Source organism: Achromobacter sp. ISS7 (genome assembly GCF_056523125.1).
In genome coordinates this window covers 6,705,082-6,720,558 of sequence record NZ_JAWRZD010000001.1, presented here as the reverse complement: position 1 = coordinate 6,720,558, position 15,477 = coordinate 6,705,082, and the positions used below count along the sequence as shown (strand labels likewise).

The following is a 15,477-nucleotide window of genomic DNA, read 5'->3' as shown; positions in this document are numbered from 1 at the left end:
CTCAGCCCTGCATCAACAGGCTGGCTTCAAGCGCCACGATGGCAACGACGCCGGCGATCTCGCTGCGCACCAGGCGGCGCCGCGCTTGCGCGTCGTCCTCGCGCGCCAGCAGTCGGCGACGCATCCAGACCCAGCCGTAGGCCGTCGCGCCGTACAGGCACAGCCGCCAGACCAGGAAGTAGCCCGCTGCTGCCGCCAGCCAACGCTCCCAGCCTGCGACGCTTCCGACGAGGTAGATGCCAACGATGTTGGCGCACACGGCGACGGCCGCGAGTACCACCGTCCACAGCAGCGCCTTTGCTGCGCGCCGGCTGAACAGCCAGCGCGGGCGCAGCCAGGCCGCACGCATCGGGCTCATGGCCGGCCTCCCGGATTGCCCTTCTGCAACTGATCGAGGCGGTCAGGCACCGGATCGCCTTCGTAGATCCCACGCGAGCCCGCCGCGCGCGTGCCGTGGCGCTGGATGATCGCCATGGGCGAATTGTTTGCCAGCTCCCGGCGCAGCTCCAGCTCGGTCTTGAGGTTGCGGATCTCGCGATCGAGCGTGTCGCTCTCGTGGTTCACAGCTTCCACGGCGAGCTGGTTGGCCGCCACGTTGGGCTCTTTCTTGCCGGTCAGCAGCGTGCGTTGCAGCAGTAGCGCTTTCTCCAGCACCGACGCCAGCGCAACCTCGGACGCCAGGCGCTGCGACAGCAGGTGCTGGTCCGGCTCGTCGCGCAGTGCCTCGATCACTCCGCGTGTGATGGGCAGCGACGCGCTGCCGGCCTCGCGCAGGTTTTCGGGCGTCGTGTTCTTCGCCTTGGAGACCAGGTCCTGGAGCGCCTGCAGCTTGGCATCGTACTCATCCTGGATCAGCGGCGTCAGCCCGACGCCGGGCACCGTCTCCGTCTTGGTGCAGGCGTCGCAGGTGCGCTGCTCCTTCTCGCCGAGCACCCGCGTCGCCCACTCGACGGCCGCTTGCGGCGTGGTCCAGGTCTGGCACGACAGGCTCGCGCAACTTGCCGGTGCGATTGCCGATGTGTCGGTCACACCGCGGCCATTGACCAGGTTGTAGCCCGCGCGGGTGACGTCGCCGACCACCTTGATCGCGGGCTGACCGGAGCCGCCGGCATTGCTTCCCCCGACCCAAGGCACGCCGTCGTTGCCACGGCGCGTCTCGGCTTGCTCGACGGCCGAGACGGCATCCGTGCTCGAAACAGCATCGCGCAGTGCCAACCCCTCTGCCATCTGGCTCCAGCCGAGCTGGCCGCCGGCCGTTTCGGCCATCTTTTCGGCCATGGCGCGGCACGTCAGCTTCGAGCGGTCGAAATCCAGCCGCGCTTGCAGAACGCCGTTGGTGAGCAGGTTGTAGAGGCCCGGATCAGCCCGTTGGATGATCAACGCCGGCAGGGAGGCCACAGCACTCGTAGCACTCTGGATCACCGAGGACATGATCTGCTGAAAGCCATTGGTCACGCCGTTGAGCTGATTTTTCAACGTGGTCTGGATGCTCATGTCACCGCAGATCAGATTGCTGTTCCAGCCGACACCCACGCCGAGCGAGCGCATGCCGGCTGCGCGACCCATCGAAACGGCGCTGCCGCCGCCGATGGAGTACATGACGTCATCGCCGATGACGTTGCCGCTGGTCTGGTAGCCCAGTTGGCCCCAGGCCACGCCGCTTGCCAGAACCAACGCGCCGGTGAGCGCCAAACAGATCCTCTTGCCACGAGCCGGAGGGGAGAACTGCATAGAGTCGAAACGCTTCATCGCGGCACCTCAAAGGAAATCAACGCTTCCAAGGAACACCTGTCCACGGCGTTCGCAGCAGGCATACGGCCGCCACAGTGCCCAGGCGTAGTCGCCTTGCTGGGCCTGGGTCAGGAAGCCGGTGCGTGGGAAAACCGTGCAAGACGAGGACAGGACGGGCGTGAGTTCCTGCCACTTGCCAGTCGAGGCATCACCCTCCATCAGCGCGCCGGCGGGCCAGTAGCCATCGCGGGCGTTGGCAAGCAGCGGCTGGTACACGTGCAACTGCCCCCGGCGAGTGACGATATCTCCCGCACGCTGGGCCACCACGGCCCCCGATTTGTGGTCGTCGGTCTGGTGCAGGAAGCCGCCGCGGGGATACACGTTGCCCCAAAGGTTCATCGTGGTGCGTGCGCCGACCTCGCGCATGCCGGGAATCAATGCCTCCGGGTAGGCCATCTCGGGCACGTTGTAGCGCCAGGCAAGCGTGTCCAAGGTGCTGAGCAGATACGGCATGAATGCCGTTCCTGCGCCCTCGCAGAAGTAGCCCGAGGACGAAACAAACTGGTTGAACACCTCGACGCCGGGATGGCCGATCACGTCGGCGTTCTTGAATTTCGCAAGATTGTTTTCGTGATCCTCGTTCGTCGTTCCATCGCCCCCCGCTTGGGCGGACGGATTGGCCGTACTCATCGCCCGGACTTCGACCCACGGGTTCTCGCCCGTGTTGCTGTAGCTGGAGACGACCGCATCGGGGATGTAGTGGCGCACCTTGACAGAGGTGCGCACCGTGCATCCTCCCCAGGTGCAGTAGAGCCAGTAGCAGATACCTACCACCCGGTACTCCAAGCAATCGGGCGAGGCCACCGAGGCAACGATGGCGGTGGTGTTCAAGGCGTAGCTACCCGTGGCGCTGAGCAGCAGCAAGGAAGCCACGCCGGCCCGCATGCGGCGCATCAGGTCGAATGGTCGCGTCATGGCTGGGTCCTCCGACGCTGCTCGATGCGCGCGACAGCGCGGGCCACATCCGGCTCGCCATAGACCACGTAGCGCTGATCCACCACGACAGCCGGGATGCTGGTGATGCCCAGGCTCCATGCGTCGGTGACGCCCTGGTATGCGGAAGCGATGCGGCGCTGTAGGTCGGCGCCGCCTTGGCTCAGCCGACGCTTGACGGTGGCCGCCGCCTGTTCGGGGGCGGCGGGCAGTTCCGCAGAAAGCTCCGCTTCAATCCGGCGGGCTTCGTCCAGCTCGATCAGCCGCTCGCCGCCCATGGTCTTGACCGGGTGGTGGCTGTCGGTGACGACCAGTACGTCGGCTGCGAAGGCGACGGGGCTGAACACGGCCAGGGACGCCGGCAGCGCCACGACGAGACCAAGGGTTCGCCAGCCCGACGCGAACGTGGAAAAGGATGCCGGCATGTCGCGTGCCCCGAAAGTTGATCAGGGCCATAGTCAAACGCGAACCCGATGCCACCCCAACAAACAATGCGCATCGCGGGCTGCCCGCATACCTGCTTGTCCCGCGCCATAAAAAAACGGAGGCCGAAGCCTCCGCGGGGATCAATGAAGCAATGCGACCGTTACAGCAGGCCTGACTCCGCAAAGGAGAACGGGGAACCTTGGCCTACGATGATGTGATCCAGTACCCGTACATCGATGAGCGCCAGCGCGGCCTGCAGTTGCTGGGTCAGCACACGATCCGCGCTCGACGGCTCGGAGATGCCCGAGGGGTGCTGGTGCGCGAAGACCACCGCGGCGGCGTTCAACTCCAGCACACGCTGTACGACGACACGTGGATAAACAGAAGTCGAGTTGATCGTGCCCCTGAACAATGGCTCGTAGGCCAGCACCTGGTGCATGCTGTCCAGGAACACAGCGGCGAATATCTCGTTGGGTTCAGCGACCAGTTTCACGCGCAGATAGTCCCGCACAGCGGCCGGTCGGCTGAGGCACGGTCCAGCTTTGAAAACCCGCCTCTCCAGCAGCACGATGGCTTGCTGGATGATCCAGTCCTCGTGTTGGGCAGCGGTGACGGAAAGCGACTCCGGGCAGGAGTCGTTGACGACAAAAGACATGGCGAACCTCCAGACGGTGAGATCGGAGGGCGCGCGCCCTAGGAGGGCCAGCCCTCCTAGGGAACGAACAAGGTGCATCCATCACCGCGGCAGCGGCGATCGTTCGCGACCAGGATGCGAGGCGAACGGGTTGCGGTCAGCGCAGCGGACTGCGCCGTAGCCTTGAAGACCGGGGCTACCTGGGCATGTCGCCGACGACGTCGGCAGGCATTTCGGATGTGGGTGTGCCGGTCGGACCGTCAGCCGTCAGCATGTCCATGGCAGACAACAAGGCGTCGCCCTCGATTGGTCCCTGCAGCAGGATGGCCTGGCCCGTCTCGCGATCAAGCAGACGCAGTGACGGTGTGGCGGTAACGCCGCTCTTGGTGGCTTCCGCGGCCTGGGCGCGGATAGCGGCACTGGACCTTTCGCTTGACATGCACTGCTCGATGGCTGGCGTCGATTCGGGGTAGCGCAAGCCATCCGGCAAGCCCAGGCCGTCGCTGCGCGTGTGGGCATAGACCCATTCGACCGCCTGCCAGAACGCGGCATGCCCGCCAGCTTCGGCTGCGCATTCGGCCAGACGTGCCTCGGCCGACGCGGCCGGCTCGTGCGCGGCTAGCGGCTGGTGGTGCCATTGCAGCGCCACGTCGGCGTTGGTGCCCACCCACCGTTTGAGCTGCGGAAAATATTCCCGGCAGAACGGGCACTCCAGGTCGGCATAGAGCGTCAGCGTGAAACGGCCTTTGGGGTTGCCCATTAGCCAGGGCGGCCCGGCCACCGGTGCCATGCTGACCGGCGTGGGCGGCTGCGGCGGGGATTCGCCGGGCGACCTCGGCACAAGCCAGATCAGCAGCAGCGCGACCAGCACAGCAACCAATGCCCAGGGCCAGCGGGGCCGCCCGTTGCGGCGGCGGAACGCCTGGACCTGCATCGGAATGGAAGGACGTTTCTGTTCCATGGCGTTCTCCGTCTTACGACAGTTCCAAGGCCGGCGACTCGATGCCGCGCGCCTGGTCGATCTTCTCGGCCACCTTGAAGGCCGCTTCCAGTTCGGTGCAGCCGTAGTGCTGCATGAGCTGGTAGCGCTCGGCCTTCTCTTCGGGTTCGGTCTGCGCCAACGCCAAGTACAGGCTGGGCGGCACGGCACGGAACAGCACTTCCATGCTCTTGGAAAGGATGACGCCCTCGGTGAACTTGCCCGCTTCTTTGCGCGCCGAGAGCATCAGCGCTTTCTGCGCGGGCGAGAGTTCGCGGAAGCGTGCAATCTTCTCGACCTCATCGGGCGGCATCGACAGGCAGATCCACCACTCAATCATGTTGAGCATGGGCTCCGCGGCACGCGGCAGATCGTCGATATTTTGTGTAGCCAGCCAGAACCAGGCCCCTAGCTTGCGCCACATTTTTGTAATTTTTACAACGTAGGGCGCGAGCAGCGGGTTCTTCGTGATGATGTGGCCTTCGTCGGTCACATTGATGATCGGACGGCCCAGGTACTGGTCGCGCTCGGCGATGTTGTTCACCGTGCTGATCAGGCTGATGTAGGCGATGGAGAGCTGCGCGTTGTAGCCCTCCCGGGCATAGGTCGCGAGATCCACCAGCGTGATGTCGGCCTCGGGCCACGGCGTGCCATCGCGATCGAACATCTCGCCGTCCGTGCCTTGGCAGAACATGTCCATCGCGTCCGCCATCTCCAGCAGCCGCACGCGCCGCATCTCGGGCAGCGTCGGGTCCTGGCCGCGCGTGCGCAGCGCGTTGCGCACGTCGCGCGTGAGCACCGTGCGTTTCTCGGCCACGCAGTGTTCGGCGGCATCGAGGATGCACTGGCGGATCAGCGAGCGATCGGCCCGCGTCATCCGGGCTTCTTCCTTGTCCTCGCCGCCTGTGATCATCAGCCGTGCCGTGATCTCCAGTTCACCCAGCACGTCGCGCTGCTCGTCCTCCTCCATGACCGAGGAATCGGCTGGCAATTCTTCATCCAGTGCATCGGCATCAAGCGTCTGCACGTTGCTGGGCGTTTCGATCAGCCGGCGAGCGTCGGCGAACGGCGCCAGGCTGATGCCTGAGCCAGGAGCCAGCTTGACCCGGTTTACGGTCAGACCCAGGCGCTTGGCGAAGTCGCTGAACAAGCCGAAGCTGTTGCCGGCTTCCACGATGAACAGCCGCGGCCGGTAGATGGCCGTGACCTGATTCAAGAGGTTGTTGAGCGTTGCGCTCTTGCCCGAGCCGGTGGGGCCGAATAGGAACAGATGGGCGTTCATCTGCCTGTCCAAGCGGTTCAGCGGATCAAACGTGATCGGCCCGCCACCGCGGTTGAAGAACGTGTTGCCCGGATGGCCCGTACCCTGGCTGCGTCCCCACGCCGGCGAGAGATTCGCCACATGCTGGGCGAACATCAGTTGGGTGAACCAGTTCCGCCGATCCTGCGCAGGGTTGTAGCAGCACGGTAGCCAGCGCAGGTAGCTGTTGAGCGGCGCAACTTCATCGTCCTCGCGCACGGGCTGCAACCCCGCGTTGAGCATCACGTTGGCGAGGTCCAGGCCGCGCCTGTCAAGCTCGGCTTCGTCGCGCCCGCGCAGATAGAAGGCCAGCGTGCCGCGGTAGAGCTTGTGCGCGCTGCCGATGAGCGAGCGCGCCTCCTGCACATCCTTGAGCGTCTGCTCCGATGCCAGTGTTTCGCCGACAGCCTTCTTCGCCAGGTGATTCAGGTGCGATTCGAGGATGTCCTGGGGCGTCGCCACCATGGTCAGACACATCGTGGTGTCTTCGGGCATCTGATCGAAAAGCGTGTTGATCGCATCGCCCTTGCGGGTTTCGCCAGTCAGGTGTCCCGTACCGGGCGGCATGCGTAGTCGGTCGGTGACCAGCACACGGTGCGGCATGCCGTCGAAGTACCAGGTACCGTGCCCGGCATCGGAGCGAGGCTGACCGAAGAACAGCCGTTGGCTGAAATCCCGACCACTCGCCAGCTCGATCTCGCCTTCCTCCACCTCGTCGGGATAGCGGGCCAGCGCATAGAAGCGCTCTCGATTCTCAGCGCTTGGCCCGAGCATCGTTGGGCGTGGGTTGAACCACCGCAGCAACCAGTCGTGAACATCGGCCGCGACCATGCGCCGGGCCTGGATGCCGGCGTTCGCCAGGCCGCCGCAAAGGCGATCGCAGACGATGTTCAGCATTTGCTCGGGTGTCTGGCCACGGCGGTTCGCCTGGCCGGTGGCCCGGCGATAGACCACCATGCGCACGCGCCGCGTCTGGCCGCGCCAGCGCAACCGCGTGACCACCGTGTCCTCGAACAGGCCGCCGGGCTTGGCCACCGCGCGCAGGTGGTGGCCGAAGAAGCGAAGATAGAACTCGGTGAAGGCTGTGCCGCGAGCGCGCGGCTGCACGTAGTTGCGCAGGGTCTGCATGTACTGGTCGAAGCTGGGTTCGTCCTGGGCGTAGAGCTGGAGCACCCAGGGGTTCTCGTCCAGCTCATCGAACGAATCCTGGAGCGCGTTTTCGAGCGCATCGCGGGCATGCGCGAGCCAGCCAGGCTCCCGACCTTCGGTGCCCAGCGGGACCAGCTCGTAGAAGGCTGCGACCGATTGCCCGTCCTCCAGCAGCATGGACTTCGACGGCGGCAGGAACTCCACCCACGGCAGCAGCTCCGCGAACGACTGCGCGACGTCGTACAGCGCCTGCTCGTCCGCCACGGTCGCCGGCTTGCGGCCCTGGATCGTCGCTCCGGGTTCGGCGATGCCGGCTTGGCGCAACGCCTCGACGTGGCGCTGCCAGCCGTCCGGCTGCTCGTCATTGCCACCATCGGATGCAGCCAGCTTCGGCCAAGGGAGTTTCCAGCGCATCAGTAGTCCTCCACGCGCTCGCCCGGCATGGCGTACTGCACGCGCTGGTACAGGGGGAAGACTGTCGTGTAGCCCGGAACAGGCACGGGGTCGGTACCCGCCAGGTGCGGGTACACATACATGACAAGATCGGGGTTCGGGAGGCGGTGGAACTGGCGATAGACCTCGTTTCGCGCCGTGCGCGTGTAGCGCATCTGTTCGGCGGGCGCGGCCTCCACGTCGGCCTCGGTCAGCGGCCGGCGCAGGCTCTGGCGTGCATCGAGCAATTGCCTGCGCGCCACCTGGCCGGCGCCACCGCTGCCGTCGCCGGCGTTCTGCTGCCAGATGTCCATCATCGTGCTGTCGCCGTGCGGGAGCAGCTTTTCCTTGCTGGTGGCACAGCCGCCGAGCACCGCGACGGCGAGGGCCAGCGCCAGGCCCTTATTCAAGTTCGAGAGCATGGCTTTCTCCTGCGCGGTGATCGACCTTGCGGCCTTCGGGATCGAAGTCGATGGCAAGCGGCTTTTCGAGGTGGACGGCGACCTTCGCGCCGGGCTGGACATAGACGGCGGCGAAGGCCTGGCCGTATAGCTTGTTCACCCAGTCGGCCATGTCGCGCACGCCACCGGCCAGGATGCGGCCCACGGCTTCATTGCCCGAGATGCCGACGCTCCCGATGGAGCCGTCGGCGCCGACGTAGGACATCTGGCCGCTGTCGCTGTCGATCAGCGAAGCGACGCCGGCACCGGCGGCGGTAATCAGGGCTTGCGAGCCGAGGTACTGCTGGGCGTTGCTGCGCCGCTCCCCGCTGACGCAGGGAATGCCGTATGGGTCGCTGATCCAGCCCAGGCCGTCTCGCTGCTGGTTGTTCTGCTGGTTGCCGTCGCGGTCTTCGGGGATGGTGCGGATCGTGCCGTCGTGGAAGACGAAGGTGATGCTGCGCACCTGGCCGCGCACGCACGAGAGCGTCCAATCTCCCGATGCGGTGCCGCTGAACACGGCACCGGCCACGTCGGGAATGTCGATGCCATTGGCGGTCAGGTTGTCCGGTCCGACCAACACCTTGAAGGGGTATGGATCGTTAACGGTTCCGTCGATCGGCACGCGGCCGATCAGCGCCGTCATCGCCACCGACCCCATCAGCGTCGAATTGGTCGGTACGGTATAGACCGCCTTGGCGCTCTTGACGCCTGCTGCGCGTGCGCCCGCGTTCGCCACGGTTTCCGCCGTGGTTTCCAACGTGCTCTGCGCGGGGCCGAAGCTCGTCGGGAAGCTCATGCCGCTACCCGTGCCACGACTGCTGTTCCGCCCCTCGGCCTTCCTCGCATCGTCGGGTTCGACCCATCGCACGCCGCCTTCCATGCCGGCCTCGTCGCCGTCGCGCAGCCCCAGACCCACCGGCAGGTCGGCATGGCCGCCGCCACGTCCGCCGATACTGTCCAGACGCCGCTGCAGGTCGGCAAGCAACCCTTCGGTCTGCTGGCGCGCGCTGGCTGCCTGCTCTTGGTCGCGACGCAGGTTGGTACGCTCGGAGTCGAGGGCCGAATTGATGCGCTGATCAATGGAGTTCTCGCGCTGGCGCAGTCGCTGGTTTTCTTCGCGCTGGGATTTGTTGTCCGAGAGCGCGGTCTGAAGCTCGGTGCGCAACTGCTTCACTTGGGCAACGAGCGTCGCCACGGTGTCGCGCGGGGTATCGCCCTCGATGCCCAACGCCTTCATTTCCGCTGGCGTGAGCTTGGCACCGGCATCCGCGGCCGGTGGCGCCGAACTGCTGCCACCCGAGAACAGCCGGATGGCAACGAACAGCACCAGCAAGGCAACCGGGACCATCAGCCACTTCAGGAGTCCATTACTGCGCATGGCGGGCCTCCTTGCGGTCTTCCGGTTGCGGGAGATGCACGGCCGGGTCGAAGCGGTTGATCGCCGGTAGCAGCGATTGCGCCAGGCCGCGCCCGCGCGTCACCAGGTACAGGACGGTCGTGTCCTCGGGCGTGCCACGCGGGCCAAGTGCCTCGTGTTGGAAGGTGGCGGTGAGGAAATCGCCTTGCAGGATGCGCGGATCGAGAGTGATCCAGCCGCTGCTGTTGTTGGTCAGTCGCACGGCAGTGACCCACTGGTCTTCCAGACGCCACGACGCGAGCGCGACCGCGCGCACGGGCAGCGTCGGCATCAGCGTGCCGAGGTCGAGGTCACGACGCAGGTTCACCCGCATGACGCCGGGCAACGGCTCCACAGTGCGCAGCGGAGCGTAGAGGTTCTGCGCGGCGAAGCGCGTCAGGACAACCGGCACCGGGGTCTCGCGTCGCGCCGCCCGCGCACCTGCCTGGTCCTGGGCGCGCGCCGGAGCTTCGTTGTCATCGCCGGGCTGATCGCCATAGCGCGCCGGGGTGCTGTTGCCCTCGACGATGCGCACTGGTTCCAGCTCGGCTTCGCCGTCCTTGGCTGGCTCCGCCGCAATGTCCAGCAGGATCAGCGCGCCCGTGTCGGCGTCCTGCAATTGCAGCCGCGTGGGCTCGATCGGCTCGCTGGCGCGCAGGTACACCGCGCCGCCCGCGCTCTGCACCCGTAGGCGCTCGCCGACGCCCGAGGGTACGCCCACGCGGACGTTGCGGTCGATGAACACGATACGCTCCTGGCCGACCTTCAGCGGCACCGCCAACGGCATACGTTCCCAGCGCAGGATCTCCACCGCCTGGACAGCAGGAGCCGCGGCCACGGCCAACAGCCCCAGCAGCGTGAGTACAGGATGCTTCATGGGGTTTCTCCTTGGGGCGCTTGCGGAGACAGGCCACCAGACGCCGGGCGCGTCGGCTCCGGCGTGCTGATGCGCTGGGGCGCGCCCTCATAGCAGTCGAGCGCCAGGCCGAACGGGTTGCGGGCAGGATCGACGTCCACCCGCGTGACCTTCACGGGATAGCGCACCAGAGCGCGCTTGACTTGCTCGGCGCCGTAGTACTCGTCGGCGGTGATGTCCAGCGTCACTACCCAGTCGCGGTCGGAAACCACGCGCACGCGGGCCGTGGGGTCGTCGCCGTAGCCGCGGCCGGGGATTTCGTAGATGCCGCGCACGCGCTGGCGCAACTCGCCCGTGCTGCGGCGGTAGTCGTAGTCCGCGCGCAGGAAGGCCTGGCAGGATGGGGTGAGGTACGGCGAGAGCGTGTGGAGGTTGCGCGCGTAGTCCTCTTCGCCATTCGTCGGCCAGCGGTTGAGCGTCTGGAACACGTAGAACGTGAACGCATAGACCGATTCGGGCGGCACTTCCCACCACTTCCTGGTACTGCCGGAGCGCAGGTCAGGCGGAACGTGGATGGTCAGATCGCGGGGAGCGCTCCACCAGCCGCCACCCATGACCAGGGCGACGATGATCAGGGCGCCAGCACCCAGGCGAAGCGTCTTGATGTGCGCCTGCAGGTGGGTGATCTCGTTCTTGAAGCGGCTCATCGTGCGCTCCTTCGGGTGGTCCAGAAGCCGGAGCGCGAGATCAGCACATGGCCGCCTACCCAGCCCGCCATCAGCGGATGGCGTGTGGCAATGCGCCATTGCAGTTGCCGATACAGCCAGGTGTCGGGACGCCCGCGCTTGAGGCGGCGAAGAATGCCGCCGCCGATGAACACGCCGAAGGCCACGCCCAGGACGACGAACGTGGGTGCTAGCGCGATCGTGCGGAACACCCACGACAGCGGTGCGCCGACCAGCAGACCGGCGGCGCCGGACAGGCCGCAGCAGATCCACAACTCGTCGGCGGTGAGACCGCGCACCACAACGGGATGTCGATTGAGCCGGTGCGGAAGGAACGTGACCGTCCCGTCCGCACGGACGTGCTGCTGCTCGGACATACCGGCCTCGCTTACAGGATGCCGGTGGCTTCGGTGAGCAGCCAGATGCCGATCACGAGCAAGACGGCGCCGATGGCGACCGTGAGGCCGAACTGGCCCCACGTCTTGCGGCCTGTGTGGATTTCCGCGTAGGTCCCGTAGGCGTGGTAGCACACGCCGATGAACATGGACGCCACCACCAGCAGAGCCACGAGCATGATGATGTCGTAGCCGTAGTTGCGGATCGTTTCCATGATGCCGTTGCCTGTGCCGCGGGTCGGGTTCTCCAACTGCGGCAGACCCTGCGCGAACGACAGGGCGGGCAGCGCTGCGGTGCCCAGGGCCACGGTGGCGCGCTGGGCAAGACGGGAAGTGAGGATGCAGTTTTGCATGGTCATGCCTTTCAGGTCAGGAGAGGAGGAAGAAAGTCAGGACGAGGTACATCGCGACGAATCGGATGCAGACGCCGAGGAACTGGCGCTGGTTGAGGCGGCTTTCGGACCACCCCACGTAGGCCGTTCGCATGGCCCAGACGCCCCAGACGAGCAGGACCGCGAACACGACGCCGACCAGGACGGTCGCCATCGCTGAAGGCGCGATGCCGCTGTTGGCTTGAAATGCCGAGACCTGGGCGCCGTTCATGGCTTGCCCTCCGTGGTCGTCGGCGGTGATGGCGGGACGACCCGCTCCGTGCGGTAGTCGCCGATCAGTTCGGAGGCGTCGCGCGGCTGGGCGCGCGACGGTGTGAGATGGGCCTGGATGCCGGCGCGCACGCGCGCCAGGTCAGCCAGCAGCCTCGGGTAATCGAAGTGGTAGCGCTCGCCCGGCTGGATGGGGGCATGCGTAGCGCTGTCGGCGACGGTGCGCTCCAGCGCGTCGAGCTGGCGCAGCGCTGCGACCAACTCCTGACGCTGCGCCGGGGACTCGGCCAACGCCATCGAGGACTGACCCAGTACAAGGGCCGTCACGAGAAAAGTGGGCACGCCGCGATGCGCGGCGCGCAGCCAGATCGGAGCCAACATCGCGCCATTCCTGTGTGATCAGCAATGGCTAGATCGTGGAGATCGGGGCTGTTTCAGGCCGCAAACAATAGGAACCTGCAGATGACCGGATTGATCTGCTAGAGGTACTTCTTGAAGCTGCCCGCAGTCAGGCTCACGGCCAGTCCCAGCAAGGCGGCGCTCGGCAACAGGATCAGCAATGGATGCACCGAGATCGGCAGCGCCAGGTACGTGATCCACGGCAGCACGGCCAGCGGCATGAGGCTGGCTTTTGCACGGTGGTAGATGAACCCGGATTCGCGGCCCGCGCCGAACCTGCGCACGTCGCGTCGCACCAGACCGTCAATCAGACCGACGAAGGCGGCCGTGAAGATCAGTGGCAGCGTGAGCACCAGGACCAGCAGGCGCACTAGGAAGGTCAGCGTCGTGAAGGCTGCGGCGATGAGGTAGCTCTCGGCCCAGACATAGACTTGGCTGATGTAGTAGCGGAAGTTGCGCGCCTGCTCGTGGCTGGGCGCGCGGACGCGCTCGGCGGTCTGGCTCATGCGCGCCAGCAGCCCCGAGCGAACGAACACCCATTCGTAGCCTGTATCCACCAACTCGTGCGCCGTGCGCCCTGGCTCCTGCACGACCACGCTGCGCGTGAAGTGGCTGGACAGGTGCCCAAGCTCGTACTGCAACATCTGCTGGGAATGGCGCCAGCCCTGATCCTTCCAGAACAGGTGCATGCCGACGCACTCCACCACGATCGAGAACAGCAGCGAGCCAATCAATACCCCGAGCAGGCGAAATGGCAAGGTGATGGTGCCGACGATCAGACCCTGGCGCTGGTTCTGCTCCCGCTGCGCGGTCGAGGCGGCGTCCTTCATGGCGCGGCCTCGTCGGTACTGTGGTCGGTGTCGGTGGCCACCGCAGCAGGCTCGGCTGGAGCAGCATCGTCCAGCAGGTCATCGGGCAAGGCCGCATCCTGCAAGGCAGGGGAGCTGGTGAAATCCCACCACTGCGTGGCCTCGCTGTAGCTCTGGCGCATGTATCCGGCCAGTTGCTGCAGATCCGCCGGCATCACTTCATCCGGGTCTGGTGTCGGCAGCGGCATGCGAACCTTCCAAAGCTGGCCGCCTTGCAGCAGCGCGAAGCACTGGCCTTTTGGCAGGCCGACTACGTGCGATGGCTCGATCATCGGCACGCTGGACATGCTGATGCGGTCCTGGGTGTTCGACGTGAAATCCGTCGCGCCACGGATGTCCGAGCTATCGGTCGCCCCGGAGACGATGGTGGTGGTATAGACCTCGACCTTCGGCAACTGCCGCGTCAGCAGTTCGGCGGTGGCCGTCTCGCGCACGCGCAGCATGAACAGGTTGTTGAAGTTGCCGATCACCTGGCCAGCTTTCGCGCGGTTGCCGATGCGGGCCTCGATATCCGAGAGGGTCTGTGTGTACGCCGTGACCTGTAGCCCGGCACCGCCGCCCTTGTTGATCAGGGGCACGAATTCGTCACCCATGAGTTCATTGAATTCGTCCGCATGGACATTGATCGGCACGCGCGTGCCAGCGGATGCGCCCGGCAGGCCATCGTCGATCCCGTGCTTGTAGATATGGCCCGCGACCGAAACCAGGTCGGAGAACATGGAGTTGCCGACCGCTGCGGCAACCTCGGCGTCGGACAGCGCGTCCAGTCCCACATAGACGATGGCGCGCTTCCTGATGACTTGCATCCAATCGAAGATCGGGCGCGGGTCGGTCAGGTCGGAGTAATTCGGGGCCAGGAGCTGGGCGATCTTGCCGCTGGTGAGCTTTTCCAGCAGCGGCAGCAACGATGCGACGATCTTGTCGAAGTAGGTCTTGTCGTACCGAACTGCCGAGCGCAAGCCGTCGAGCACCGGGTCGTAGTTGCGCGCCTGGGAAAGGTACTGCTCCAGCGCGACCACGCGCTTCTCGCGCCCGATCATGTTGCGCGGGATGTTCTTCTCGTTGAGCTTGGCCTCGATCTGGACGATCACCTCCCAGGCCTTGGGCTCGGTCTTGGCGAAGTAGTGCTGGGCGTACTCGATAAACAGTGCGTCGATGTTGATGACGTGCCGCTGGATCAGCATGTAGTCCGGGCGCTGCCCCAGTTCCACCAAAGCGCGGGCAATGATGTTGACGAAGCGCCACGCGAACTCCCGGAAGGCCGCGCTGTTGCCTTCACCGGAGAGTTGCCCTGCGATACGGGTGGCGACTTCCGAGATGCGACCGAAGCGTCCTACCGCGTTGTAGCGGGCGCTGATTTCCGGCCAACCGAGGTGGAAGATGTAGAACTCGCCTTCACGGCCTGCGCGCTGGGCTTCGACGTACATCCGCTTCAGGAGATCCGCGTCGCCCTTGGGATCGATAACGATCACGACCTCGTGCTCGCCGGCAGCGTTCTTGCGACGGATGTCCTGAGTCACAAACAGCTCGGCCAGCCGCGTCTTGCCCACGCGCGTCGTGCCCAGCACCAGCGAATGTCCGACGCGCTCACCCAGCGGCAGGCTGACGTCCACCTCGTCGGGTTCGATGCCATGCAGCCGCGGCAGGCCACCTACAGGTGGCAGCGGGCGCACAGGGTTGAACGGAACGTCCCAGCCCGTGAGAGCGGAGAGCCGGGACAGCGGGAACGGCGCAAACTCCAGCCGTTCCTCCAGCCGACGCGCCAGGCGATAGGCCGGTGTCGGCTCCGCGTAGCGGCGAAACTCCGGCCGGTATGTCTGCATGAGCCTATGGGTGTGCTTCTGCTCCCACAGGAATCCGCGCCCGATGAAAAGCCGCTGCTGGCTGACGGGCACATCCTTGCTCGTCATCACGTAACGCGGCAGGCGGCGGATGTTGCGCCTATAACGCAGGATGACGCGAGCGTCGCGGTAGCGGATCGCGCCGTAGGCGCCGAACGCCAGGGCGCTGCCGACGCCCATGGCCGGACTCAGCGCGAGCGACCACGGGGCCACCAGGGACAGAAACGCGGCGCCTGCACACGCTGCGACGGTGTATAGCTCCACCGCTGGGCGTAGCAGAACCTCGACCGGCTGTTTCCCCGACATG

Annotated in this window: 17 protein-coding genes; all 17 read right to left on the bottom strand. The window is 65.9% G+C overall.

Annotated features, from left to right (window positions below; all coding sequences use genetic code 11):
* Position 1 precedes the first annotated feature (1 nt).
* On the bottom strand, positions 2-358 hold the full coding sequence (locus AC1HFW_RS30590; protein ID WP_009459645.1) for a hypothetical protein: 357 nt from the start codon (positions 356-358) through the stop codon (positions 2-4).
* Complete coding sequence (locus tag AC1HFW_RS30585; RefSeq protein WP_009459646.1) at positions 355-1,749, bottom strand: integrating conjugative element protein; 1,395 nt, start codon at positions 1,747-1,749, stop codon at positions 355-357. The genes AC1HFW_RS30590 and AC1HFW_RS30585 overlap by 4 nt, the downstream gene beginning before the upstream one ends.
* 9 nt (positions 1,750-1,758) lie before the next feature.
* Positions 1,759-2,706: a TIGR03756 family integrating conjugative element protein gene (locus AC1HFW_RS30580; RefSeq protein WP_019726343.1), complete on the bottom strand. Its 948-nt coding sequence runs from the start codon at positions 2,704-2,706 to the stop codon at positions 1,759-1,761.
* Entirely contained in the window at positions 2,703-3,149 is a 447-nt protein-coding gene (locus AC1HFW_RS30575) for a TIGR03757 family integrating conjugative element protein (protein WP_009459649.1), read from the bottom strand. Before AC1HFW_RS30575 ends, AC1HFW_RS30580 begins: the two co-directional genes overlap by 4 nt.
* 161 nt (positions 3,150-3,310) lie before the next feature.
* The gene (gene radC / locus AC1HFW_RS30570; protein WP_009459650.1) at positions 3,311-3,805 is read right to left on the bottom strand and encodes a RadC family protein; all 495 of its coding nucleotides are present in this window, start codon (positions 3,803-3,805) and stop codon (positions 3,311-3,313) included.
* 175 nt (positions 3,806-3,980) lie between these two features.
* Complete coding sequence (locus AC1HFW_RS30565) at positions 3,981-4,745, bottom strand: DsbA family protein (RefSeq protein ID WP_009459652.1); 765 nt, start codon at positions 4,743-4,745, stop codon at positions 3,981-3,983.
* A gap of 13 nt (positions 4,746-4,758) precedes the next feature.
* The gene (locus AC1HFW_RS30560; RefSeq protein ID WP_019726341.1) at positions 4,759-7,626 is read right to left on the bottom strand and encodes a conjugative transfer ATPase; all 2,868 of its coding nucleotides are present in this window, start codon (positions 7,624-7,626) and stop codon (positions 4,759-4,761) included.
* Positions 7,626-8,066 carry a TIGR03751 family conjugal transfer lipoprotein gene (locus AC1HFW_RS30555; protein WP_009459662.1) on the bottom strand — a complete coding sequence of 147 codons (441 nt, stop codon included), beginning with the start codon at positions 8,064-8,066 and terminating at the stop codon, positions 7,626-7,628. Before AC1HFW_RS30555 ends, AC1HFW_RS30560 begins: the two co-directional genes overlap by 1 nt.
* Entirely contained in the window at positions 8,047-9,465 is a 1,419-nt protein-coding gene (locus tag AC1HFW_RS30550; protein WP_009459664.1) for a TIGR03752 family integrating conjugative element protein, read from the bottom strand. Before AC1HFW_RS30550 ends, AC1HFW_RS30555 begins: the two co-directional genes overlap by 20 nt.
* Positions 9,455-10,360, bottom strand: coding sequence for a TIGR03749 family integrating conjugative element protein (locus AC1HFW_RS30545; protein ID WP_009459665.1), 906 nt, complete (start codon positions 10,358-10,360; stop codon positions 9,455-9,457). The genes AC1HFW_RS30550 and AC1HFW_RS30545 overlap by 11 nt, the downstream gene beginning before the upstream one ends.
* On the bottom strand, positions 10,357-11,046 hold the full coding sequence (locus AC1HFW_RS30540; RefSeq protein WP_009459666.1) for a PFL_4703 family integrating conjugative element protein: 690 nt from the start codon (positions 11,044-11,046) through the stop codon (positions 10,357-10,359). Before AC1HFW_RS30540 ends, AC1HFW_RS30545 begins: the two co-directional genes overlap by 4 nt.
* Complete coding sequence (locus AC1HFW_RS30535; protein WP_009459668.1) at positions 11,043-11,441, bottom strand: TIGR03750 family conjugal transfer protein; 399 nt, start codon at positions 11,439-11,441, stop codon at positions 11,043-11,045. Before AC1HFW_RS30535 ends, AC1HFW_RS30540 begins: the two co-directional genes overlap by 4 nt.
* 11 nt (positions 11,442-11,452) lie before the next feature.
* Positions 11,453-11,812 (bottom strand): TIGR03745 family integrating conjugative element membrane protein, encoded by a 360-nt coding sequence (locus AC1HFW_RS30530; RefSeq protein ID WP_009459670.1) that lies wholly within the window; start codon positions 11,810-11,812, stop codon positions 11,453-11,455.
* Between the two features lie 16 nt (positions 11,813-11,828).
* On the bottom strand, positions 11,829-12,062 hold the full coding sequence (locus tag AC1HFW_RS30525; RefSeq protein ID WP_009459672.1) for a TIGR03758 family integrating conjugative element protein: 234 nt from the start codon (positions 12,060-12,062) through the stop codon (positions 11,829-11,831).
* Entirely contained in the window at positions 12,059-12,442 is a 384-nt protein-coding gene (locus AC1HFW_RS30520; RefSeq protein ID WP_009459674.1) for an integrative conjugative element protein, RAQPRD family, read from the bottom strand. The genes AC1HFW_RS30525 and AC1HFW_RS30520 overlap by 4 nt, the downstream gene beginning before the upstream one ends.
* Positions 12,443-12,540: 98 nt before the next feature.
* Positions 12,541-13,290, bottom strand: coding sequence for a TIGR03747 family integrating conjugative element membrane protein (locus AC1HFW_RS30515; RefSeq protein WP_009459676.1), 750 nt, complete (start codon positions 13,288-13,290; stop codon positions 12,541-12,543).
* Entirely contained in the window at positions 13,287-15,476 is a 2,190-nt protein-coding gene (gene traD / locus AC1HFW_RS30510; protein WP_009459677.1) for a type IV conjugative transfer system coupling protein TraD, read from the bottom strand. The genes AC1HFW_RS30515 and traD overlap by 4 nt, the downstream gene beginning before the upstream one ends.
* Between the last annotated feature and the right edge of the window lies 1 nt (position 15,477).

What these genes read in the sequence shown, in the direction of transcription:
- radC (WP_009459650.1), bottom strand. Translation starts at nt 3,805, where the DNA reads ATGTCTTTTGTCGTCAACGACTCCTGCCCGGAGTCGCTTTCCGTCACC.
- AC1HFW_RS30580 (WP_019726343.1), bottom strand. Translation starts at nt 2,706, where the DNA reads ATGACGCGACCATTCGACCTGATGCGCCGCATGCGGGCCGGCGTGGCT.
- AC1HFW_RS30535 (WP_009459668.1), bottom strand. Translation starts at nt 11,441, where the DNA reads ATGTCCGAGCAGCAGCACGTCCGTGCGGACGGGACGGTCACGTTCCTT.
- traD (WP_009459677.1), bottom strand. Translation starts at nt 15,476, where the DNA reads ATGTCGGGGAAACAGCCGGTCGAGGTTCTGCTACGCCCAGCGGTGGAG.
- AC1HFW_RS30555 (WP_009459662.1), bottom strand. Translation starts at nt 8,066, where the DNA reads ATGCTCTCGAACTTGAATAAGGGCCTGGCGCTGGCCCTCGCCGTCGCG.
- AC1HFW_RS30575 (WP_009459649.1), bottom strand. Translation starts at nt 3,149, where the DNA reads ATGCCGGCATCCTTTTCCACGTTCGCGTCGGGCTGGCGAACCCTTGGT.
- AC1HFW_RS30560 (WP_019726341.1), bottom strand. Translation starts at nt 7,626, where the DNA reads ATGCGCTGGAAACTCCCTTGGCCGAAGCTGGCTGCATCCGATGGTGGC.
- AC1HFW_RS30530 (WP_009459670.1), bottom strand. Translation starts at nt 11,812, where the DNA reads ATGCAAAACTGCATCCTCACTTCCCGTCTTGCCCAGCGCGCCACCGTG.
- AC1HFW_RS30565 (WP_009459652.1), bottom strand. Translation starts at nt 4,745, where the DNA reads ATGGAACAGAAACGTCCTTCCATTCCGATGCAGGTCCAGGCGTTCCGC.
- AC1HFW_RS30550 (WP_009459664.1), bottom strand. Translation starts at nt 9,465, where the DNA reads ATGCGCAGTAATGGACTCCTGAAGTGGCTGATGGTCCCGGTTGCCTTG.
- AC1HFW_RS30545 (WP_009459665.1), bottom strand. Translation starts at nt 10,360, where the DNA reads ATGAAGCATCCTGTACTCACGCTGCTGGGGCTGTTGGCCGTGGCCGCG.
- AC1HFW_RS30540 (WP_009459666.1), bottom strand. Translation starts at nt 11,046, where the DNA reads ATGAGCCGCTTCAAGAACGAGATCACCCACCTGCAGGCGCACATCAAG.
- AC1HFW_RS30525 (WP_009459672.1), bottom strand. Translation starts at nt 12,062, where the DNA reads ATGAACGGCGCCCAGGTCTCGGCATTTCAAGCCAACAGCGGCATCGCG.
- AC1HFW_RS30515 (WP_009459676.1), bottom strand. Translation starts at nt 13,290, where the DNA reads ATGAAGGACGCCGCCTCGACCGCGCAGCGGGAGCAGAACCAGCGCCAG.
- AC1HFW_RS30590 (WP_009459645.1), bottom strand. Translation starts at nt 358, where the DNA reads ATGAGCCCGATGCGTGCGGCCTGGCTGCGCCCGCGCTGGCTGTTCAGC.
- AC1HFW_RS30585 (WP_009459646.1), bottom strand. Translation starts at nt 1,749, where the DNA reads ATGAAGCGTTTCGACTCTATGCAGTTCTCCCCTCCGGCTCGTGGCAAG.
- AC1HFW_RS30520 (WP_009459674.1), bottom strand. Translation starts at nt 12,442, where the DNA reads ATGTTGGCTCCGATCTGGCTGCGCGCCGCGCATCGCGGCGTGCCCACT.